22 protein-coding genes are annotated in these 20,040 nt (G+C 43.8%); 20 read left to right on the forward strand and 2 right to left on the reverse strand.

The window, feature by feature from the left end; translation table 11 throughout:
• Window positions 1–52 precede the first annotated feature (52 nt).
• A complete protein-coding gene (locus PAN94_RS01700; protein WP_285874380.1) occupies window positions 53–508 on the reverse strand; it encodes a universal stress protein in 456 nt (151 codons plus the stop codon).
• Between the two features lie 257 nt (window positions 509–765).
• Here PAN94_RS01700 and PAN94_RS01705 point away from each other — a divergent pair, with 257 nt between their 5' ends.
• The 10 genes from PAN94_RS01705 to PAN94_RS01750 all read left to right on the forward strand — a co-directional run bounded on the left by PAN94_RS01705 (window position 766) and on the right by PAN94_RS01750 (window position 10,793).
• Window positions 766–1,980 carry a pyridoxal phosphate-dependent aminotransferase gene (locus tag PAN94_RS01705; protein ID WP_285874381.1) on the forward strand — a complete coding sequence of 405 codons (1,215 nt, stop codon included), beginning with the start codon at window positions 766–768 and terminating at the stop codon, window positions 1,978–1,980.
• A gap of 211 nt (window positions 1,981–2,191) precedes the next feature.
• The gene (gene codY, locus PAN94_RS01710) at window positions 2,192–2,980 is read left to right on the forward strand and encodes a GTP-sensing pleiotropic transcriptional regulator CodY (RefSeq protein ID WP_005591692.1); all 789 of its coding nucleotides are present in this window, start codon (window positions 2,192–2,194) and stop codon (window positions 2,978–2,980) included.
• The gene (locus PAN94_RS01715) at window positions 2,980–3,537 is read left to right on the forward strand and encodes a cysteine hydrolase family protein (RefSeq protein WP_285874382.1); all 558 of its coding nucleotides are present in this window, start codon (window positions 2,980–2,982) and stop codon (window positions 3,535–3,537) included. Before codY ends, PAN94_RS01715 begins: the two co-directional genes overlap by 1 nt.
• A 311-nt stretch (window positions 3,538–3,848) precedes the next feature.
• Window positions 3,849–5,585 carry an aspartate--tRNA ligase gene (gene aspS / locus PAN94_RS01720; protein ID WP_285874383.1) on the forward strand — a complete coding sequence of 579 codons (1,737 nt, stop codon included), beginning with the start codon at window positions 3,849–3,851 and terminating at the stop codon, window positions 5,583–5,585.
• 202 nt (window positions 5,586–5,787) lie between these two features.
• Window positions 5,788–6,090, forward strand: coding sequence for an Asp-tRNA(Asn)/Glu-tRNA(Gln) amidotransferase subunit GatC (gene gatC / locus PAN94_RS01725; RefSeq protein WP_005591696.1), 303 nt, complete (start codon window positions 5,788–5,790; stop codon window positions 6,088–6,090).
• Entirely contained in the window at window positions 6,090–7,556 is a 1,467-nt protein-coding gene (gene gatA / locus PAN94_RS01730; RefSeq protein ID WP_285874384.1) for an Asp-tRNA(Asn)/Glu-tRNA(Gln) amidotransferase subunit GatA, read from the forward strand. The genes gatC and gatA overlap by 1 nt, the downstream gene beginning before the upstream one ends.
• The gene (gene gatB / locus PAN94_RS01735) at window positions 7,556–8,989 is read left to right on the forward strand and encodes an Asp-tRNA(Asn)/Glu-tRNA(Gln) amidotransferase subunit GatB (RefSeq protein WP_285874386.1); all 1,434 of its coding nucleotides are present in this window, start codon (window positions 7,556–7,558) and stop codon (window positions 8,987–8,989) included. Before gatA ends, gatB begins: the two co-directional genes overlap by 1 nt.
• A 90-nt stretch (window positions 8,990–9,079) precedes the next feature.
• Window positions 9,080–9,436 (forward strand): hypothetical protein, encoded by a 357-nt coding sequence (locus PAN94_RS01740; RefSeq protein WP_285874387.1) that lies wholly within the window; start codon window positions 9,080–9,082, stop codon window positions 9,434–9,436.
• A gap of 48 nt (window positions 9,437–9,484) precedes the next feature.
• Window positions 9,485–9,778, forward strand: coding sequence for a hypothetical protein (locus PAN94_RS01745; RefSeq protein WP_285874388.1), 294 nt, complete (start codon window positions 9,485–9,487; stop codon window positions 9,776–9,778).
• 103 nt (window positions 9,779–9,881) lie between these two features.
• Window positions 9,882–10,793, forward strand: coding sequence for a DMT family transporter (locus PAN94_RS01750; protein ID WP_285874389.1), 912 nt, complete (start codon window positions 9,882–9,884; stop codon window positions 10,791–10,793).
• A gap of 66 nt (window positions 10,794–10,859) precedes the next feature.
• Here the strand turns inward: PAN94_RS01750 and PAN94_RS01755 are convergent, their stop codons facing one another.
• The gene (locus PAN94_RS01755) at window positions 10,860–12,227 is read right to left on the reverse strand and encodes an aspartate kinase (RefSeq protein ID WP_045500602.1); all 1,368 of its coding nucleotides are present in this window, start codon (window positions 12,225–12,227) and stop codon (window positions 10,860–10,862) included.
• Window positions 12,228–12,472: 245 nt separating this feature from the next.
• Between PAN94_RS01755 and fabM the strand changes: the two genes are divergently transcribed.
• From fabM to fabZ, 10 genes are all read left to right on the forward strand, one after another.
• Window positions 12,473–13,264, forward strand: coding sequence for a trans-2-decenoyl-ACP isomerase (gene fabM / locus PAN94_RS01760; protein WP_148877777.1), 792 nt, complete (start codon window positions 12,473–12,475; stop codon window positions 13,262–13,264).
• A gap of 117 nt (window positions 13,265–13,381) precedes the next feature.
• The gene (gene fabT / locus PAN94_RS01765; RefSeq protein ID WP_045500607.1) at window positions 13,382–13,816 is read left to right on the forward strand and encodes a fatty acid biosynthesis transcriptional regulator FabT; all 435 of its coding nucleotides are present in this window, start codon (window positions 13,382–13,384) and stop codon (window positions 13,814–13,816) included.
• Window positions 13,816–14,790 carry a beta-ketoacyl-ACP synthase III gene (locus PAN94_RS01770; protein WP_285874390.1) on the forward strand — a complete coding sequence of 325 codons (975 nt, stop codon included), beginning with the start codon at window positions 13,816–13,818 and terminating at the stop codon, window positions 14,788–14,790. The genes fabT and PAN94_RS01770 overlap by 1 nt, the downstream gene beginning before the upstream one ends.
• Before the next feature lie 54 nt (window positions 14,791–14,844).
• Window positions 14,845–15,069 (forward strand): acyl carrier protein, encoded by a 225-nt coding sequence (locus PAN94_RS01775; RefSeq protein ID WP_005591706.1) that lies wholly within the window; start codon window positions 14,845–14,847, stop codon window positions 15,067–15,069.
• 129 nt (window positions 15,070–15,198) lie between these two features.
• Entirely contained in the window at window positions 15,199–16,173 is a 975-nt protein-coding gene (fabK, locus tag PAN94_RS01780; protein ID WP_005591707.1) for an enoyl-[acyl-carrier-protein] reductase FabK, read from the forward strand.
• Window positions 16,166–17,086 (forward strand): ACP S-malonyltransferase, encoded by a 921-nt coding sequence (fabD, locus tag PAN94_RS01785; RefSeq protein ID WP_048791963.1) that lies wholly within the window; start codon window positions 16,166–16,168, stop codon window positions 17,084–17,086. The genes fabK and fabD overlap by 8 nt, the downstream gene beginning before the upstream one ends.
• Before the next feature lie 12 nt (window positions 17,087–17,098).
• Complete coding sequence (gene fabG / locus PAN94_RS01790) at window positions 17,099–17,833, forward strand: 3-oxoacyl-[acyl-carrier-protein] reductase (protein WP_048763499.1); 735 nt, start codon at window positions 17,099–17,101, stop codon at window positions 17,831–17,833.
• 50 nt (window positions 17,834–17,883) lie between these two features.
• Window positions 17,884–19,116 (forward strand): beta-ketoacyl-ACP synthase II, encoded by a 1,233-nt coding sequence (gene fabF / locus PAN94_RS01795; protein ID WP_148887002.1) that lies wholly within the window; start codon window positions 17,884–17,886, stop codon window positions 19,114–19,116.
• Window positions 19,117–19,614, forward strand: coding sequence for an acetyl-CoA carboxylase biotin carboxyl carrier protein (gene accB, locus PAN94_RS01800; RefSeq protein ID WP_148887003.1), 498 nt, complete (start codon window positions 19,117–19,119; stop codon window positions 19,612–19,614).
• Window positions 19,611–20,033 (forward strand): 3-hydroxyacyl-ACP dehydratase FabZ, encoded by a 423-nt coding sequence (gene fabZ / locus PAN94_RS01805; protein ID WP_148887004.1) that lies wholly within the window; start codon window positions 19,611–19,613, stop codon window positions 20,031–20,033. Before accB ends, fabZ begins: the two co-directional genes overlap by 4 nt.
• Window positions 20,034–20,040 lie beyond the last annotated feature (7 nt).

Consider the following 20,040-nt stretch of genomic DNA (forward strand, 5'->3'; position numbering starts at 1 on the left):
ACAGTTATGTGTGAAGCAAGGTACAGCCATTAAAGCTGCTTGCTTAATATTTTTAGAATGTTTTCTCTTTGTCACGAACGACCAGTAAGTCCACTTTCGCGTGGCGGAGGATATATTCAGATGATGAGCCGACTAGGAGGCGTTCAAAGGCATTGAGACCAGTAGCTCCGACCATAATCAAATCAACCTTGTGTTCGTCAGGAATGTCAGTCGCAAGGAGGATTTTGGGATTGCCTAATTCAATGACGATATCAACGTATTTGACCCCTGCTTTTTGCGCCTTTTCCTTGTACTCTGTCATTAACTTTTGTGCTTCTTCTTGGAGGTCTTCGTAGACCTCAGCGTCAAAGGTTGAGACGCTTTGGAGAGCCCGTGTATCAATCACGTGAGCAATTGTCAAGCGAGAAGCATTTCTCAGTGCTACATTAACACCTTTTTCAAAAGCGAGTTCTGCTTCGCGAGAGCCGTCAACAGCGACCATGATATTTTCATATTTTTGTTGAGTCATAAAGCTACCTCCATCTTTTGTCGAATACTAGATTCGAGTTTCTTATGTCTTCACTTATATTGTAAACCTTTTCAGAAAAAAAGTAAAGCTGCAAATGAAATTCAGAAATCAAGTGAAATTATTGTGATGGATAAGTGTATTTTCCTAAATTAAAAGCTTTATTTTAGTTGAATGGAGCTTTCCCAAATTCTTCCTGATTGTCAATCTTTTTTTCTGGTGGTATAATAAAATCATTCAGATGAATTGAGGAAAATAGGATGAAAGAATTTAATAAGTCCAGCAAGCTGGAGCATGTAGCCTATGATATTCGTGGGCCAGTTTTGGATGAAGCGATGCGGATGCGGGCCAATGGAGAGAAAATTCTCCGCTTGAACACAGGAAATCCAGCTGAATTTGGCTTTACCGCTCCAGACGAGGTCATTCATGATTTGATTATGAATGCGCGTGATAGTGAGGGGTACTCTGATTCTAAGGGAATTTTCTCAGCCCGTAAGGCCATTATGCAGTATTGCCAGCTCAGAAATTTCCCTAATGTTGATATCGATGATATTTATCTTGGAAATGGAGTCAGCGAGCTGATTGTTATGTCTATGCAGGGACTCTTGGATGATGGGGACGAGGTGCTGGTGCCAATGCCGGACTACCCGCTTTGGACGGCGGCAGTCAGTCTGGCTGGTGGGAATGCTGTTCACTATGTCTGTGATGAGCAGGCAGAATGGTATCCAGATATTGATGACATCAAGTCAAAAATCACCTCTAATACCAAGGCTATCGTTATCATCAATCCTAACAATCCAACAGGAGCACTGTATCCAGACGACCTTTTGTTAGAGATTGTGGAAATTGCGCGCCAAAATAATCTCATTATCTTCGCGGACGAAATCTACGACCGCATGGTTATGGATGGGCATGTCCATACGCCAGTAGCTAGTCTGGCTCCTGACCTTTTCTGTGTCAGCATGAATGGTCTTTCCAAGTCCCACCGAATCGCTGGCTTCCGTGTCGGCTGGATGGTGCTATCTGGTCCTAAGCGGCACGTTAAAGGCTATATCGAAGGCCTCAATATGCTTTCAAATATGCGCCTTTGCTCCAACGTCTTAGCCCAGCAGGTTGTGCAAACATCGCTTGGAGGTCACCAGTCGGTGGATGAATTGCTTTTGCCAGGTGGCCGTATCTATGAACAAAGAAACTTCATCTACAATGCCATTCAAGATATTCCAGGTTTGTCTGCAGTCAAACCTAAGGCGGGTCTTTACATCTTCCCGAAAATTGATCGGGAAATGTACCGGATCGATGATGATGAGCAGTTTGTCTTGGATTTCCTCAAGCAGGAAAAAGTCCTTCTTGTCCATGGACGAGGCTTTAACTGGAAGGATCCAGATCATTTCCGAATCGTTTATCTGCCTCGGGTAGATGAGCTAGCTCAGATCCAAGAAAAAATGACGCGCTTCCTACGCCAATACCGCAGATAAGCATAAATTATAACTCATAAACTGTTTGAAACAAATTCGCAATGGAATTGTTTTAAATGGTTTTTTTGATGGAGTGATTTTTTCGCTATCATTAAATTCTGAATCTTTCAGAATTGTAGCGAATTTTTTTTCAATACACAATTTTCAGATAATTATTGAAAATTTCGGTCTATTATGGTACAATCAAGGAGACTAAATACGAGGTAAATGTATGGCAAAACTATTAGAAAAAACAAGGAAGATTACTTCTATCTTGAAACGTTCAGAGGAGCAACTTCAGGAAGAACTTCCTTACAATGCGATCACTCGCCAGCTTGCTGATATTATTCATTGCAATGCCTGCATCATCAACAGCAAGGGCCGTCTCTTGGGCTATTTCATGCGCTACAAGACAAATAATGATCGTGTAGAAGCCTTTTTCCAAGACAAGACATTCCCCAAAGAATATGTTCAAGAAGCAAACATGGTGTATGAGACGGAGGCTAATCTGCCTGTAACTCACGATTTGACGATTTTCCCAGTGGAAACCAAGGATGAATTCCCAGATGGTTTGACTACTATCGCACCGATTCATGTTTCAGGAATTCGCTTGGGCTCGCTGATTATCTGGCGTAATGACAAGGAATTTTTGGATGACGATTTGATTCTGGTTGAGATTGCCAGCACAGTGGTCGGTATCCAGCTGCTTAACTTCCAGCGGGAAGAGGACGAGAAGAACATCCGTCGCCGGACAGCTGTGACTATGGCAGTCAATACCCTGTCTTACTCAGAGTTAAGAGCTGTTTCAGCTATTCTGGGTGAGCTTAATGGTAATGAAGGGCAACTGACGGCTTCTGTCATTGCTGACCGTATTGGGATTACCCGCTCAGTGATTGTTAATGCCTTGCGCAAGCTGGAAAGTGCGGGGATTATTGAAAGCCGCTCGCTGGGGATGAAGGGAACTTATCTGAAAGTACTGATTCCAGATGTTTTTGAGGAAATTAAAAAGAGGGACTATTAATGGCTAAAGCACTGATTTCCATTGATTATACAGTTGATTTTGTTGCAGATGAGGGCAAGTTGACCGCAGGAGCGCCGGCTCAGGCGATTTCTGAAGCCATTGCCCAAGTGACCGAGGCAGCTTTTGATCGAGGCGACTATATCTTCTTTGCTATTGATGCTCATGATGAGAATGATGCCTTTCATCCTGAAAGCAAGCTGTTTCCGCCTCATAATATCAAAGGGACTAGCGGTCGCAATCTTTATGGTCCTTTGGCTGATTTTTATGACAAGCATCAAGCAGACTCTCGGGTCTTTTGGATGGATAAACGCCATTATTCTGCTTTTTCTGGCACGGATTTAGATATCCGTTTGCGGGAAAGAAAGGTAGATACAGTCATTTTGACAGGGGTCTTGACGGATATTTGCGTCTTGCATACAGCAATTGATGCCTATAATCTTGGTTACCAGATTCAGGTGGTAGAGCCTGCTGTGGCTTCTATTTCAGAGGAAAATCATAAATTTGCCCTAAACCACTTGCAAAATGTTCTGGGTTCGACTATAATAGATACAATTTAAAAGTAAAAGAGAAGCAGAGTAGGCTTGCTGACTTGCACAGAGAGTGCTGATAGCTGAGAGCAGCACCAAGAAAGCAAAAACCGAAGAACATGTTTCGTAATCTTTTGTGTGATCAAGCACAAACGTCGCTCACGTTACGAGCGTAGAGGCTGCCTTTTAGGGTGGCGAATAACAGTGGTACCACGGCTTTCGTCTGTTTCAGAGACGAAGGCTCTTTTCTTTTGCCGCGATTCAAATGAAGAAGATGGAAGAACGTGGTAATATCCTGAACAACAGGGCGAAGCTACAAATTGATGTGAGAGGAAAAAAACATGAAAGAAATTTTTATCGGAAACTACGGTTTAGAGCAGGTCGGACAGACCATGACCGCAACTGGCTGGGTAGCCAATATCCGCAATCACGGCAAGCTAGCCTTTATTGAATTACGGGACCGCGAGGGCTTGCTTCAGGTCTTTGTTAGCGGTGATATTGAAGATTTTGCTAAGCTGGAAGACATTGGCAAAGAAGATATCATTGCAGTGACAGGGCAAGTTGTTCAGCGGGAAGAGCGTTTTGTCAACAAGGCCATCAAGTCTGGTCAGGTTGAGCTAAGGGCAGAGAAGATTGAGCTTATTGCTAGCAGCAAGGCCCTGCCTTTTGAACTGGACCAGCATGCTCATACTGGCGAAGACCTGCGTCAGAAATATCGCTACCTAGACTTGCGTCGTGAGAAGATGACCCATAACCTCAAGCTTCGTCATCAGGTCACATCAACCATTCGCGAATATTTGAACGGATTGGACTTTTTGGAAGTTGAGACGCCTTATCTGACCAAGTCAACACCTGAAGGTGCTAGAGATTTCCTGGTGCCTAGTCGGGTCTTTAAAAATCAATTCTACGCGCTGCCTCAGAGCCCACAGATGCTCAAGCAGTTGCTGATGGGAGCTGGCCTCGAGCGCTATTATCAGATTGTTCGTTGTTTCCGTGACGAAGACCTGCGAGGCGATCGTCAGCCAGAGTTTACTCAGGTGGATTTAGAGCTGAGTTTTGCCAGCGAGGAAGAAATCCGAGCTCTAGTTGAAGCCATGCTCAAGGCTGTTGTCAAGAAAACTCATGGTTTAGAGTTGACGGAAGCTTTTCCAACTATCAGCTATGAAGAGGCTATGAACCGCTTTGGTTCTGATAAGCCAGATACACGTTTTGGTTTAGAGCTGAAGGGTTTGACGGATTTGTGCCAGTCCAATGATTCGCTTCTCATCAAGAAAGCCTTGGATAGCCAAGAGGAAGTGATGGGAATCTGTGTGCCAGATGCGGCTAGTGCTTTTAGCAAGAAGCAGCTGAGCCACTACTATCAGGAAATGAAGGAATTTGGCTGCAGTCGTTTCGCCAGTCTAAAGGTTGAAGATGGCCAGTTAGTTGGAGATTTGGCTAGCACCTTTGAAGCTGAGAGTCAGGATTTACTAGCACGTTTTGAGGCCAAGGATGGAGACCTCATCCTGCTAGTCATGGCCAAGAAGCGTCGGGCTCAGGAAGCTTTGGGACATCTGCGTCTAGAAGTCGCAAAAGCTTTGGATCTGATTGATCTGGGGCTGCTTCATTTCCTCTGGGTTGTGGATTGGCCGCTGCTGGAGTGGAATGAAGACCAAAACCGCTATCAAGCCATGCACCATCCTTTCACACAAGGCATTTTTGAAGAAGGTCAGAAGCCAGACCAATTCCGCAGCCATGCCTACGACATCGTCTTGAATGGCTATGAAATTGGTGGAGGAAGTCTACGGATTCATGATCGGAAGGCTCAGGAAGCGATGTTTGAGCTATTGGGCATGAGCCGGGAAGATTATGAGCGGGACTTCGGTTTCTTCCTAGAAGCCTTAGAATACGGCTTCCCACCACACGGCGGCTTGGCTCTGGGCTTAGATCGCTTGGTTATGATTTTGGTTGGGGAAGAAAATATCCGCCAAGTCATTGCCTTTCCGAAAAATGGTACTGGCTTTGATCCTATGCTGGAAAGCCCAAGTTTGGTGGATCAAAGACAGCTCAAAGAACTGCATTTGGAATTGAAGAATTAGCCTGAAATATGGTAAAATGAAATGATGCGAATTCCTGAAAAAATCAGGAAGAAGTCAAAGAAAGAGGTCACAGCTACGAGAGCTTGGTGCCCCTATCTTAGCAAAACAATGCGAGTTAAATACCTCGAAAACAAAGATCTTTCTTAGATTTATCGTTTTCGGTCGGTATTCAGGCTCGCCTATCTTATGAAAGGAATCAGAGATGAAGATTACTCAAGAAGAAGTAAGTCACGTTGCAAAACTGTCAAAACTGGCTTTTTCACCAGAAGAGACAGCTGAGTTTGCGACAACCTTGTCTAAAATTGTCGACATGGTCGAATTGCTCAATGAAGTGGACACGGAGGGTGTGCCTTTCACTTCTAATGTAGCAGCTAACATCAACTATATGCGAGAAGATGTGGCTCAGCCAGGCTGGAACCGGGAAGAGCTTTTCCAAAATGTACCTGAAAAAGAGCGGGGCTACATCAAAGTGCCTGCCATCCTAGATGACGGAGGAGATGCCTAATGACTTTTAATCACAAGACCATTGAAGAGCTGCATGATTTGCTGGTCAAGAAAGAAATTTCTGCAGTAGAGTTAACTCAGGCGATTTTGGCAGACATCAAAGAACGTGAAGCTGCCGTGGACAGTTTCATTACTATCAGTGAAGAAGAAGCTTTGGCTCAGGCTGCAGCTCTGGATGCCAAGGGTATTGATGCTGACAATCTCATGAGCGGGATTCCGCTAGCAGTCAAGGATAATATCTCAACCAAGGGGATTTTGACAACAGCTGCATCTAAAATGCTCTACAACTACAAGCCAATTTTCGATGCGACCAGTGTAGAGAAGCTCTACGGTAAGGATATGATTATCGTCGGTAAGACCAACATGGATGAGTTTGCCATGGGTGGATCCAGTGAAAACTCTTACTTTAAGACGACCAAGAATGCTTGGGACAGCAGCAAGGTTCCTGGTGGATCATCTGGTGGCTCAGCGACAGCTGTTGCCTCTGGTCAGGTTCGTCTATCACTAGGTTCAGATACGGGTGGTTCTATTCGCCAACCCGCTTCCTTTAACGGTGTAGTTGGTCTCAAGCCAACCTACGGACGGGTTTCGCGTTTTGGTCTCATTGCTTTTGGTTCTTCTTTAGACCAGATTGGACCGTTCTCTCAGACAGTGAAGGAAAATGCTCAGCTCTTGAATGTTATTTCTGGTAATGATCCTAAGGATTCTACATCATCACAAGAAGCAGTGCCAGACTTTACCAGCAAGATTGGCCAAGACATCAAGGGTATGAAGATTGCCCTGCCTAAGGAATACATGGGTGAGGGAATTGACAGCAAGGTCAAGGAAACGATTCTGGCAGCAGCGAAGCACTTGGAAAGTCTAGGAGCTATCGTTGAAGAAGTTAGCCTGCCTCACAGCAAGTACGGCGTGGCAGTCTACTATATTATTGCTTCTTCTGAAGCCAGTTCTAACCTGCAGCGTTTTGACGGTATTCGCTATGGCTACCGTGCAGAAGGCATTGAAGATCTAGAAGATGTCTATGTCAAATCTCGCAGCGAAGGCTTTGGTGAAGAGGTGAAACGCCGCATCATGCTGGGGACATTCAGCTTGTCATCTGGTTACTACGATGCTTACTTCAAGAAAGCTGGTCAGGTTCGGACCTTGATTATGCAAGATTTTGCTAAAGTATTTGAAAAATATGATTTGATCTTAGGCCCAACTGCACCAACTGTAGCTTATGACTTGGGCAGTCAAAACCAAGATCCAGTGGCCATGTATTTGGCTGACCTTTTGACCATTCCAGTCAATCTGGCCGGCCTGCCGGGGATTTCAATCCCGGCTGGCTTTGTAGATGGTCTTCCTGTCGGTCTGCAGCTGATTGGGAACCACTTTGATGAAGCGACCATCTATCAGGCAGCCGCAGCATTTGAAGCGACGACTGACTACCACAAACAGCAGCCAGTTATCTTTGGAGGTGAAAAATAATGAACTTTGAAACAGTTATCGGACTGGAAGTCCATGTTGAATTGAAGACCAATTCAAAAATTTTCTCACCGGCTCCAGCTCACTTCGGTGAAGATCCTAATGCCAACACCAATATCATTGACTGGTCCTTCCCAGGTGTCCTACCTGTTATGAACAAAGGTGTTATCGACTATGGAATCAAAGCTGCTCTGGCTTTGAACATGGATATTCACCAGAAGATGCACTTTGACCGCAAGAATTACTTCTATCCGGACAATCCAAAAGCCTATCAAATTTCTCAGTTTGATGAGCCGATTGGTTACAATGGCTGGATTGAGATTGAGCTAGAAGATGGTACGACCAAGAAAATCCGTATCGAGCGGGCCCACTTGGAAGAAGATGCCGGAAAGAATACCCACGGCAGCGATGGCTACTCTTATGTGGACCTCAACCGCCAAGGGGTGCCTCTGATTGAGATTGTATCCGAAGCAGATATGCGCAGTCCAGAAGAGGCCTATGCCTACCTGACTGCCCTCAAGGAAATCATCCAGTACACGGGCATTTCGGATGTCAAGATGGAAGAGGGTTCCATGCGGGTGGACGCCAATATTTCTATCCGTCCTTACGGTCAGAAAGAGTTTGGTACCAAGACTGAGCTGAAAAACCTTAATTCCTTCAACTTTGTCCGCAAGGGTCTGGCCTTTGAGGAAAAACGCCAAGCTGAAATCCTACGCAGCGGTGGTCAAATCCGTCAGGAAACCCGTCGTTATGATGAAGCAACTGGCGAAACATTGCTCATGCGGGTTAAGGAAGGTTCAGCGGACTACCGTTACTTCCCAGAGCCTGATCTGCCGATCTTTGAGATTGAGGATGCTTGGATTGAGCAAGTGCGCGACAGTCTGCCAGCCTTTCCAAAAGAGCGCCGTGCTAAGTATGTGGGCGACTACGGTCTGTCTGACTACGATGCCAAGCAGCTGACAGCTACGAAGGCTGTGTCAGACTTCTTTGAAGCAGCTGTTGCTGCAGGTGGAGACGCTAAGGCTATCTCTAACTGGCTCCAAGGAGAAGTGGCTCAATACCTCAATGCAGAAGGTAAGACTATTTCTGAGATTGAGCTGACACCTGAGAATCTGACTGAGATGATTGCTCTGATTGCAGACGGAACGATTTCTTCTAAGATTGCTAAGAAGGTCTTTGTCCATCTGGCTAAAAATGGCGGATCTGCAAAAGAGTATGTACAGAAAGCAGGATTGATCCAAATCTCAGATCCTGCCCAGTTATTGCCAATCATTCAGCAAGTCTTTGCAAATAATGAAAAAGCCATCAATGACTATAAGGGCGGCAACAAGAATGCGGCCAAGTCCTTGATTGGTCAGCTCATGAAGGCCACTAAGGGCCAAGCCAACCCGCAAGTAGCACAAAAACTGCTCAATGAAGAGTTGGAAAAACTATAGAAATAAGTAGAAAACCAGTCGCGAGGCTGGTTTTCACCTTTTATTTGAATGGTATTTATGGTAAAATAGATAAAAAATAAAGGAGTCCATATGTCAGAAATTAAAGTAAAACGCGGAACAGGCTTTGTAGGGATCATTGGGAATTTTCCAATTTTAATCAATGGTCAAAAGGTTGGTACAATCCAGAATGGCGACGAAGCGTCCTTTGCTATTGAGGGAGAAGAAGCTGTTGTTCGTGTAGGAGCAGCTCCTATGAGAACCAAGCCAGTGACAGTTAAAGCAGGGCAAACCTTGCTGATTGAAACAAATTTTACTAATTTTTCTATCTGTCTAGGAGTTTTGTTGCTCGGCCTGTTCTTTGGTGGTCTAGTGCGTGCAATTCTCTTAATTCTTTATATCGTTTTAATGTTTCTTCTGCCTTTTTACTCAGCTAGGATTGAAGAATAAACTGAAGAATTTTTGTTGATAGGTTAGCTTGAAATAAAGGAGTTTTTGATGCCAAAATTTACCATTACGCGTTCTACCGGTATGGTCGGAGTAGCTCAAAATGTTGCAGTATATCTAAATGGTGAACTTGTGGATAAACTTGCGAATGATGAAAGTAAAACGCTGACTTTTGAGGGAAACAGTGTTGAACTACAGGTTGGACAAAGCTTTATGAAATCGCATAAGATTCAAGTGAAAGATGGTCAGAAAGTACTCGTTACTGCTTCTGGAATGCGAGCTATGCTAGGGATTATTGGGCATATCTTAGGTTTGCCTTATCTACTTCTTGAGATAGAGGATTAAACATCTTTAAGCTCTGCTAAATCATAAAAAATCAGTCAAAACAGACTGATTTTTCTTTATGGTTTATGTTATAATGATCAAAGCTAACAGAAAGAGGTTTGGGATGTCAAAAGTTTTAAGGGGAACCCTTTATACCTTGGCTGCGGGGATTGCTTGGGGCTTATCGGGAACAAGTGGTCAATATCTGATGGTGCATGGTTTTTCGGCACTGAGCTTGACCAATGTGCGCTTGTTGCTAGCGGGTTTGGTCTTGATGATGTTGGCTTATGCGACAAATAAAGATTCTTTTAAAGAGATTTGGAAAGACAAGAGCTCTCTTCTACACATTTCACTTTTTGCAGTTCTAGGCTTATTCATCAATCAATATGCATATTTAGCGGCCATTCATGAGACGAATGCAGGAACAGCAACGGTCTTACAATATCTCTGTCCAGTGGGAGTCTTGGCATACACTTGTATCAAAGACAGAGTAACACCGACTGTGGCTCAGGTTTGCTCTATGATTTTGGCTATCGGTGGAACCTTTCTGATTGCGACCCACGGTCAGGTCAATCAGCTCTCGATGACGCCGAAGGGCCTATTTTTAGGTGTTTTTTCAGCCTTTACATACGCGTTATATATTCTGTTGCCGATTGGACTCATTAAAAAGTGGGGAAGCATGCTGGTAATCGGGATTGGCATGACCATTGCAGGTATCTTGCTCCTTCCTTTTAGCGGTATTTTCCAGCATCAGTGGCAAGTCCGTTCGGATATCCTTCTGGCCTTGGTCGGCATCATTGTCATTGGAACAATCTTTGCTTACACCGTCTTTTTGAAGGGAACAAGCTTGGTCGGTCCTGTCAAATCTAGCCTCCTAGCCTCGATTGAGCCAATTTCAGCGGTCTTCTTTGCCTTTGTCATTATGAATGAACGCTTTTATCTGCTTGATTTTGTAGGTATGGGCATGATTTTGCTGGCTGTCCTATTGATATCTGTCAAAGACCTAATCTTGGAAAAGAAAAAAGGTTTCTTATAAGCAAGAAAGAATAAGGAAAGACCTGGCTCCACATAGAGCTAGGTCCTTGTTGTTTACTTATTCGGTTTATTCATCGCTTTCTGAGCTGCCAAAGAATGCTTTGTACAGAGCACGGATGGCCTCTTTTTCTTGGTTCTTATTGACAACAAACATGATAGAAACTTCACTGGAACCTTGTGACATCATTTGGATATTGATTTTGTTGTCAGAAAGAGCTCTAGTCGCAGTAGCAGTCACCCCGATATGACTTTTCATTTTTTCGCCGACAATCATGATGATAGAGAGGTCATGCTCAATCTCAGCGTAGTCTACTTCTGCCTTTTGTACAAGCTGGCGTAGAATCTCTTCTTCTTTGATTGGAGTTAACTCACGTTCACGAAGAATGATGGAAAGATCATCGATTCCTGTTGGCATATGCTCCCAACCGATATTTAGATCTTCCAAAATCTGAAGCGCCTTTCGGCCAAATCCAACTTCTCGGTTCATGAGATACTTGGACATGTTAATGCTTACGAAGCCAGAGTCGCCAGCGATTCCTACAACAGGAGGATGATCTTCGCTATGTTTATGGACGATACGCGTACCAGGGTGCTCTGGATTGTTGGTATTTTTGATAACGAGTGGAATTTTTCCGCGATAGGCTGGAAGCAGGGCTTCATCGTGAAGGACAGTAAAACCTGCATAGGCTAATTCCCGCATTTCACGGTAAGTAAGCTCAGCGATGGAACGTGGCTTATGAATAATTCCAGGGTGGGCAGCAAAGATGCCGTCTACATCAGTGAAGTTTTCATAGACATCAGCTTTGACACCAGCTGCAATAATTGATCCTGTAATATCTGAGCCACCACGAGAAAAAGTACAGATTTGTCCATCTTGAGTGACACCAAAGAAGCCAGGGATGACAAGGACTTCATCGGAATGGATTAGTTCTTCCAATTTATCATAGCTTGAAGGAAGGATTCGAGCGTTTCCTGGTTCGCTTGAAACCACTAGTCCAGCTTCTCTGGGATGGACGTAGCGAGCCGGGATGCCATTGTGGTTAAAGTAAGCTGCGATGAGCTTAGCATTGTTGTTTTCACCAGCTGCTAGGAAAGTATCGTAAAGAAATTCATTATTTTCAATTGGCAGAGTAGCTAGGGAGATGATGCTCTTAGAAATTTTTTCAATAATTGCAGATTTTAGACCTAGCTCAGAGACCATATCGGAGTAGCGTTTAATAATCCAATTTTGCTCCTTTGAGACATCATTTCCTGCAATGTACTGGCGATAATACTTAATCAGGGCATCGGTGACTTTTGTATCTTGGTCATCTCTTTTTCCTGGTGCAGAAACGACAACGAAGCGACGCTCAGCATCAGACTTTACAATATGTAAGACTTTTTCTAATTGTGAAGCAGAAGCGAGTGAACTTCCGCCAAATTTTACAACTTTCATAGAAACTCCTAAAGATGATTTAGGAAAAATTATAACAAAATTCTGAAAATTTTGCAAATCTATCAGAAGCATCGCTTTATATAAATTTATTGCAAAAATAAGCAAAAAACGAATATGAAATCAAATTTTCCAGTTTTTGTTTTCTTTCTTACATCTTTTATGCTAGAATAAATGTAATTTGACTATCAAATTATTTAATTATAAAATGAAATGACTGTAATTACCCAGTCTGGAATGGAGTTAGAATGACTTTTAATGGTATTCTTTATAAGGTAGTTGATGAAGTGGCGACTATTACCTTCAATCGCCCTGAAGTTTCAAATGGTTTCAATATTCCGATGTGTGAGGAGATTTTAGAAGCGATTGAGCTGGCCGCAAATGATGAGGCAGTGAAGTTTTTAGTGATCAATGCCAATGGGAAGGTCTTTTCTGTCGGTGGCGACCTAGCTGAGATGCAAAGAGCTGTCAGTGCTGACGATATTCAATCCTTGGTAAAAATTGCAGAGCTGGTCAATGACATTTCTTTTGCCATGAAACGACTACCCAAGCCAGTTATCATGAGTGTGGATGGCCCTGTTGCTGGTGCAGCTGCCAATATGGTCGTGGCTGCAGATTTCTGCATTGCGACGGAAAAATCTCGCTTCATTCAAGCTTTTGTGGGAGTGGGCTTAGCGCCAGACGCCGGTGGGCTTTATCTTCTGACTCGGGCAATTGGTGTGACTCGGGCAACCCATTTGGTTATGACTGGAGAGGCTCTGACTGCAGAGAAGGCTCTGGATTATGGTTTACTCTATAAGGTCTGTGAAGCAGAGAAGCTAGAAAAAACAACGGAACAGTTGCTGAAGAAGCTAAAACGCGGTTCGCTGAATTCTTACAGAGCTATGAAAGAAATGGTCTGGAAGAGCCTGTTCAGCGGTTGGAATGAATATGCGGAGTTGGAGTTATCTTTACAGAAGTCTCTTGCTTTCACTGAGGACTTCAAAGAAGGTGTCCAAGCTTATACTGAGAAGCGTCGTCCACAATTTACAGGTAAGTAAGGATTTGTAGGATAAGAAAATTATTTGAAAATCAAATAAATTTTCAAAAGGACTTGCAAATTATTTTGAGATCTGATAAAATTTGAATGTCAAAGTATTTATGAAGGAGGTGTTGGTTTGAATTATCAATTAGTCAATGATTATTTAACATCCATTTTTAATAATGTTTTGGTTATTGAAGAGTCCAGCCTCCGAGGCAGTCAATTTAAAGATGTCTCCATTAAAGAAATGCACACTATTGATGTTATTGGTACCATGCCTAATGCGACTCCAAGCGATATTTCAAAGGAATTGTTAGTCACTTTGGGGACTGTCACAACCAGCTTGAATAACTTGGAGCGTAAAGGGTATATCGAGCGTCGCCGTTCATCCATTGACCGTCGTGTAGTTCATCTGAGTTTGACTAAGAAGGGGAGACTCTTGTATCGCCTTCATAAACGATTCCACAATCGCATGGTCATGCAAGTAGTGGAAGGAATGTCCTCAGAAGAAAAAAATGCAATGCAAAAAGGTTTGCAGAACTTGTATAATTTTTTAGAGGAGTTGAAATAATGAACTATGCAAGAATCACTCAAGTAGCTCATTATGCTCCAGAGCAGATTGTCACAAATGATGATCTGGCCAAGATGATGGATACAAGCGATGAATGGATCTCAAGTCGAACAGGTATCAAACAGCGACATTTATCTCGGACTGAGTCAACCAGTGATTTAGCTACAAAGGTTGCTGAGCAATTGCTAGAAAAGGCCCAACTGTCTGCTGATCAGCTTGATTTTATCATTGTTGCGACGATCACTCCGGATTCTATGATGCCGTCAACTGCAGCTAGGGTGCAGGCCAATATTGGAGCTGCCAAGGCTTTTGCTTTTGACTTGACGGCAGCTTGCAGTGGCTTCATCTTTGCCTTATCAACTGGAGAAAAGTTCATTTCCTCTGGTCGCTATCAAAGAGGTTTGGTCATCGGTAGCGAAACGCTTTCGAAAGTCGTTGATTGGTCGGATCGTGCGACGTCAGTCTTGTTTGGTGATGGGGCTGGAGGAGTCTTGCTTGAAGCGGCAGAAAAGCAGCATTTTTGGGCTGAAAGTCAGTTTACTGATGGCTTGAGAGGTCAGAGTCTGACTTGTGGTGGACTTGGTTTGTCCTCTCCCTTTTCGGAAAAGCAAGTTGATGATCGCTATTTGAAAATGGAAGGCCGAGCAATCTTTGATTTCGCTATTCGTGATGTGGCACAGTCTATCAAAAATACCATTGAAGAGAGTCCATTTTCAGTGGAGGAGCTTGATTATCTGCTCTTGCATCAAGCCAATATCCGAATTTTAGATAAAATGGCTAAGAAACTCGGAGTTTCTCGGGAAAAACTACCTGCTAATATGATGGAATATGGCAATACTAGTGCAGCTAGCATCCCGATTTTATTATCTGAGTGTGTCCAACAGGACTTGATTAAGCTGAACGGAGATCAGACTATTTTATTGTCAGGTTTCGGTGGAGGTTTGACATGGGGCACGCTTATTGTTACAATTTAGTTAATCGTGTGGAAACACATAGATAAAAAATATATTTTTTAAAGGAGTCTATCCATGGCAGTATTTGAAAAAGTACAAGAAATTATCGTTGAGGAACTTGGTAAAGAGCCATCAGAAGTTACACTTGAGTCAACTTTCGATGATCTTGAAGCAGATTCATTGGATTTGTTCCAAGTAATTTCAGAAATCGAAGATGCATTTGACATCCAAATCGAAACTGAAGAAGGCTTGAAAACAGTTGGTGACTTGGTTGCCTACGTAGAAGAAAAAACAAAATAATAAAGATTTGAGAGTATCGCAAGATATTCTCTCTTGTTTAGGTAATAGTTTGAATTTCAAAGTAAAAAGTCTGCTATCTAGCGGTTTGGGCTCAAGCTATTACTTAAGCAATGATTAGAGGAAGGTATTATGCAAACACGAATTACAGAATTATTAGATATTAAATATCCTATTTTCCAAGGTGGTATGGCCTGGGTCGCAGATGGTGACTTGGCTGGTGCTGTTTCAAAGGCTGGTGGTCTTGGGATCATCGGTGGCGGAAATGCTCCTAAGGAAGTGGTGAAAGCTAATATTGACAAGATTAAGTCTTTGACGGATCGTCCTTTCGGCGTCAATATCATGCTTTTATCGCCTTTTGTAGATGACATCGTGGATTTGGTGATCGAAGAGGGTGTAAAAGTGGTAACGACTGGTGCGGGCAATCCAAGCAAGTACATGGCTCGTTTCCATGAGGCAGGTATTACTGTGATTCCTGTTGTACCAAGTGTGGCTTTGGCTAAACGGATGGAAAAAATCGGAGCAGATGCCGTCATTGCTGAAGGAATGGAAGCTGGTGGTCACATCGGTAAGTTAACAACCATGACCTTGGTTCGTCAGGTTGTAGAAGCAGTTAACATTCCAGTTATTGCGGCTGGTGGTATTGCGGATGGATCTGGTGCTGCGGCTGGCTTTATGTTAGGAGCAGAAGCGGTTCAGGTCGGCACACGCTTTGTTGTAGCTAAGGAATCTAATGCCCATCAAAATTATAAAGATATGATTTTGAAAGCTCGTGATATTGATACGACAATTTCTGCTCAGCACTTCGGTCATGCGGTTCGTGCGCTCAAGAATAAGCTGACTCGCGATTTTGAAAAGGCTGAAAAAGAAGCCTTCAAGCAAGAAAATCCAGACTTGACTGTTTTTGAAAATCTGGGTGCTGGTGCCTTGGCCAATGCAGTTGTCCGTGGCGATGTGGAAAATGGTTCCGTTATGTCCGGTCAGATTGCCGGCTTGGTCAGCAAGGAAGAAACAGTCGAAGAAATCCTCAAGGATATCTATTATGGCGCTGCTGAGAAGATTCAGCAAGAAGCAAAACGTTGGGCAGGAGTAACTAGAAATGACTAAGACAGCCTTTCTATTTGCTGGTCAGGGAGCCCAATATCTGGGAATGGCTCGTGACCTCTATGAGCAGTATGATGTGGTCAAGGCGACCTTTGAGGAGGCTAGTCAGGTCCTGGGCTATGATGTTCGGGCATTGATTGACCAGGATGAGGAAAAACTCAACCAAACTCGCTATACTCAGCCAGCAATTTTGACAACTTCTCTTGCTATTTATCGCCTGTTGGCAGAAAAAGGAATCCAGCCTGATATGGTAGCTGGTCTTTCTCTGGGTGAATACTCTGCCTTGGTAGCTGCTGGTGCGCTGGACTTCAAAACAGCGGTAGCTCTAGTCGCTAAACGCGGAGCTTTCATGGAAGAAGCAGCTCCTGCTGGTTCTGGAAAGATGGTAGCGGTCCTAAATGCAGACGTAACTCTTATCGAGGAAGCCTGTCAGACAGCTAGTCAGCTAGGAGTCGTCTCTCCTGCTAACTATAATACTCCAGGTCAAATCGTCATTGGAGGAGATGTGGCAGCGGTGGATAAAGCGGTGGAACTCCTCAAGGAAGCAGGTGTGAAACGCTTGATTCCGCTGAATGTTTCTGGTCCTTTCCATACAGCACTCTTGAAACCAGCCAGTGAGCAATTAGCTCGGGTTTTGGCTGAAACAGAATTTGCTGATTTTCAGCTTCCGCTAGTGGGCAATACAGAGGCGGATATCATGGAAGCTGGCAGAATTAAGGAATTGTTAACTCGTCAGGTCATGGAGCCGGTTCGTTTCTACGATAGTATCGCTAAAATGCAGGAAGCTGGTGTGACTGAGTTTATCGAGATTGGTCCAGGGAAAGTATTGTCTGGCTTTATGAAGAAAATTGATAAATCAGCAGTTGTTTATTCTGTTGAAAGTGTGGAGACTTTGACAGCCCTGCTGGAAAAATAATGGGGAATACCAATGGAATTAAAGAATAAAAATGTTTTTATTACAGGCTCTAGCCGTGGGATTGGTCTGGCTATTGCCCATAAGTTTGCAAGTGCAGGTGCCAATATTGTCTTGAACGGTCGCGGACAAATTTCAGACGAAGTTTTGGCTGAGTTTGCTGGCTATCCGGTCAAGGTCGTGGCTATTTCAGGCGACGTATCTGATGGCGCTGATGCTAAGCGAATGATTGAAGAGGCGATTGTGGCTTTGGGCTCTGTAGATGTCTTGGTCAATAATGCTGGAATTACCCGCGATAAGATTATGCTCAAGATGACAGAGGAAGACTTCGAGCAAGTGCTGAAGGTCAATCTGACTGGAGCCTTCAATATGACCCAAGCTGTCTTGAAACCAATGACCAAGGCCCGTCAGGGAGCAATTATCAACCTATCAAGTGTTGTCGGCTTGACTGGTAATGTCGGTCAGGCCAACTATGCAGCCTCTAAAGCTGGCTTGATTGGATTTTCTAAGTCGGTTGCTCGCGAAGTGGCAGGACGCAATATCCGTGTCAATGTGATTGCCCCAGGCTTTATCGAATCGGATATGACAGACGGGCTTTCTGAAAAAATCAAAGAAGCTTCTCTGGCTCAAATTCCAATGAAACGGTTCGGCAATACCGAAGAAGTAGCGGATGTTGCCCTATTCTTAGCAGGTCAGGAATATCTCACTGGTCAGGTCATCGCGATTGATGGCGGATTGACTATGCAGTAATTGCTGCATTTGGATTTGACAGTTTACCAATTATCATAAAGGAGTTCACTATGAAACTAAATCGAGTTGTTGTGACAGGTTATGGCTTAACCTCTCCCATCGGAAATACACCAGAAGAATTTTGGAATAGTTTAAAAGAAGGTAAGATTGGGATTGGTCCCATCACCAAGTTTGATCACAGCGATTTTGCTGTTCATAATGCGGCTGAAGTCCAAGACTTTCCATTTGATAAATACTTTATCAAGAAAGATACCAATCGTTTTGACAATTATTCTCTGTATGCCTTATATGCAGCTCAAGAAGCGGTAACAAATGCGAATCTTGATGTAGAAGCAATTGACAAAGATCGCTTTGGTGTCATCGTTGCTTCTGGTATCGGTGGTATCAAGGAAATCGAAGATCAAGTCATCCGATTGCATGAGAAAGGTCCAAAACGCGTTAAGCCAATGACTCTTCCAAAAGCTTTGCCAAATATGGCTTCAGGAAATGTTGCTATGCGCTTCGGAGCAAACGGGATTTGTAAATCAATCAATACAGCTTGTGCCTCATCAAATGATGCGATTGGAGATGCTTTCCGCTCTATCAAGTTTGGCTTCCAAGATGTCATGTTAGTTGGTGGATCAGAAGCTTCTATCACTCCATTTGCCATTGCTGGTTTCCAAGCTTTGACTGCCCTATCAACTACAGAAGATCCAACTCGTGCTTCTATTCCATTTGATAAAGACCGTAACGGCTTTGTCATGGGAGAAGGTTCTGGTATGTTGGTGCTTGAAAGTCTGGAACACGCTGAAAAACGTGGAGCGACTATCTTGGCTGAAGTAGTTGGCTACGGTAATACCTGTGATGCTTACCACATGACTTCTCCACATCCAGAAGGTCAAGGTGCCATCAAGGCAATTAAATTGGCTTTGGAAGAGGCAGAGATTTCCCCAGAGCAAGTAGCTTATGTCAATGCCCACGGTACTTCAACTCCTGCTAATGAAAAAGGAGAAAGTGGAGCTATCGTAGCTGTTCTTGGTAAAGAAGTACCTGTATCTTCAACCAAGTCATTCACAGGACACTTGCTTGGAGCTGCAGGAGCGGTAGAAGCAATCGCTACAATAGAGGCAATTCGCCATAACTTTGTACCAAAAACAGCTGGAACAAGTGAATTGTCAGACTATATTGAAGCGAACGTCGTTTATGGACAAGGCTTGGAGCAAGAAATTCCTTATGCGATTTCCAATACATTTGGTTTTGGCGGCCACAATGCTGTTCTGGCATTCAAGCGTTGGGAGGGCTAGATGAATATCAATGAAATTAAAGACTTGATGGCTCAGTTTGACCAATCAAGCCTGCGTGAATTTTCTTACAAAAATCAAAGTGATGAATTGACTTTCAGCAAGAATGAAAGTTCTGCCGCAGTCGCAACAACTCCAGCAGCCAGTGCAGCCCCTGTTGTAGCTCCAGTGCAGCCAGCAAGTGCACCTGTATCTGAGACAGTTTCCCAAGCAGCTCCAACTGCAGCACCTGAGGTGGCTCCAGAGGCCCCAGCACCAGCTGCTGAGGGTGATGTCGTGGAAAGTCCCTTGGTTGGCGTGGCTTACTTGGCCGCAGGTCCAGATAAACCAGCTTTTGTCAGTGTAGGAGACCAAGTTAAAAAAGGTCAAACCCTGATGATTATTGAAGCCATGAAGGTCATGAATGAAGTGCCAGCACCGAAAGATGGTCTGATTACAGAAATTCTGGTTCAGAATGAAGAAATGGTTGAGTTTGGGAAAGGGCTGGTACGCATCAAATGATTGATTTCAATGCAATAAAAGAGGCGCTTCCGCACCGCTATCCTATGTTGTTGGTGGACCGTGTATTGGAAGTCAGCGAAGATGAGATTGTCGCTTTGAAAAATGTGACAATCAACGAGCCATTCTTTAACGGACATTTTCCCCAGTATCCAGTTATGCCGGGTGTCTTAATTATGGAAGCACTGGCTCAAACGGCTGGTGTGCTGGAATTGTCTAAAGAAGAAAACAAGGGCAAACTGGTCTTCTATGCTGGCATGGACAAGGTTAAGTTCAAGAAGCAAGTTGTGCCAGGTGACCAGCTGATTATGACAGCCAAGTTTGTCAAGCGTCGTGGCACTATTGCAGTGGTAGAGGCCAAGGCCGAAGTTGACGGAAAACTTGCAGCTAGCGGAACCTTGACCTTTGCGATTGGTCAATAAGAAAGAG

Source organism: Streptococcus sp. SC1, assembly GCF_030272855.1.
Classification (GTDB): Bacteria; Bacillota; Bacilli; order Lactobacillales; family Streptococcaceae; genus Streptococcus.

What these genes read in the sequence shown, in the direction of transcription:
- PAN94_RS01700 (WP_285874380.1), bottom strand. Translation starts at nt 508, where the DNA reads ATGACTCAACAAAAATATGAAAATATCATGGTCGCTGTTGACGGCTCT.
- PAN94_RS01705 (WP_285874381.1), top strand. Translation starts at nt 766, where the DNA reads ATGAAAGAATTTAATAAGTCCAGCAAGCTGGAGCATGTAGCCTATGAT.
- codY (WP_005591692.1), top strand. Translation starts at nt 2,192, where the DNA reads ATGGCAAAACTATTAGAAAAAACAAGGAAGATTACTTCTATCTTGAAA.
- PAN94_RS01715 (WP_285874382.1), top strand. Translation starts at nt 2,980, where the DNA reads ATGGCTAAAGCACTGATTTCCATTGATTATACAGTTGATTTTGTTGCA.
- aspS (WP_285874383.1), top strand. Translation starts at nt 3,849, where the DNA reads ATGAAAGAAATTTTTATCGGAAACTACGGTTTAGAGCAGGTCGGACAG.
- gatC (WP_005591696.1), top strand. Translation starts at nt 5,788, where the DNA reads ATGAAGATTACTCAAGAAGAAGTAAGTCACGTTGCAAAACTGTCAAAA.
- gatA (WP_285874384.1), top strand. Translation starts at nt 6,090, where the DNA reads ATGACTTTTAATCACAAGACCATTGAAGAGCTGCATGATTTGCTGGTC.
- gatB (WP_285874386.1), top strand. Translation starts at nt 7,556, where the DNA reads ATGAACTTTGAAACAGTTATCGGACTGGAAGTCCATGTTGAATTGAAG.
- PAN94_RS01740 (WP_285874387.1), top strand. Translation starts at nt 9,080, where the DNA reads ATGTCAGAAATTAAAGTAAAACGCGGAACAGGCTTTGTAGGGATCATT.
- PAN94_RS01745 (WP_285874388.1), top strand. Translation starts at nt 9,485, where the DNA reads ATGCCAAAATTTACCATTACGCGTTCTACCGGTATGGTCGGAGTAGCT.
- PAN94_RS01750 (WP_285874389.1), top strand. Translation starts at nt 9,882, where the DNA reads ATGTCAAAAGTTTTAAGGGGAACCCTTTATACCTTGGCTGCGGGGATT.
- PAN94_RS01755 (WP_045500602.1), bottom strand. Translation starts at nt 12,227, where the DNA reads ATGAAAGTTGTAAAATTTGGCGGAAGTTCACTCGCTTCTGCTTCACAA.
- fabM (WP_148877777.1), top strand. Translation starts at nt 12,473, where the DNA reads ATGACTTTTAATGGTATTCTTTATAAGGTAGTTGATGAAGTGGCGACT.
- PAN94_RS01770 (WP_285874390.1), top strand. Translation starts at nt 13,816, where the DNA reads ATGAACTATGCAAGAATCACTCAAGTAGCTCATTATGCTCCAGAGCAG.
- PAN94_RS01775 (WP_005591706.1), top strand. Translation starts at nt 14,845, where the DNA reads ATGGCAGTATTTGAAAAAGTACAAGAAATTATCGTTGAGGAACTTGGT.
- fabK (WP_005591707.1), top strand. Translation starts at nt 15,199, where the DNA reads ATGCAAACACGAATTACAGAATTATTAGATATTAAATATCCTATTTTC.
- fabD (WP_048791963.1), top strand. Translation starts at nt 16,166, where the DNA reads ATGACTAAGACAGCCTTTCTATTTGCTGGTCAGGGAGCCCAATATCTG.
- fabG (WP_048763499.1), top strand. Translation starts at nt 17,099, where the DNA reads ATGGAATTAAAGAATAAAAATGTTTTTATTACAGGCTCTAGCCGTGGG.
- fabF (WP_148887002.1), top strand. Translation starts at nt 17,884, where the DNA reads ATGAAACTAAATCGAGTTGTTGTGACAGGTTATGGCTTAACCTCTCCC.
- accB (WP_148887003.1), top strand. Translation starts at nt 19,117, where the DNA reads ATGAATATCAATGAAATTAAAGACTTGATGGCTCAGTTTGACCAATCA.
- fabZ (WP_148887004.1), top strand. Translation starts at nt 19,611, where the DNA reads ATGATTGATTTCAATGCAATAAAAGAGGCGCTTCCGCACCGCTATCCT.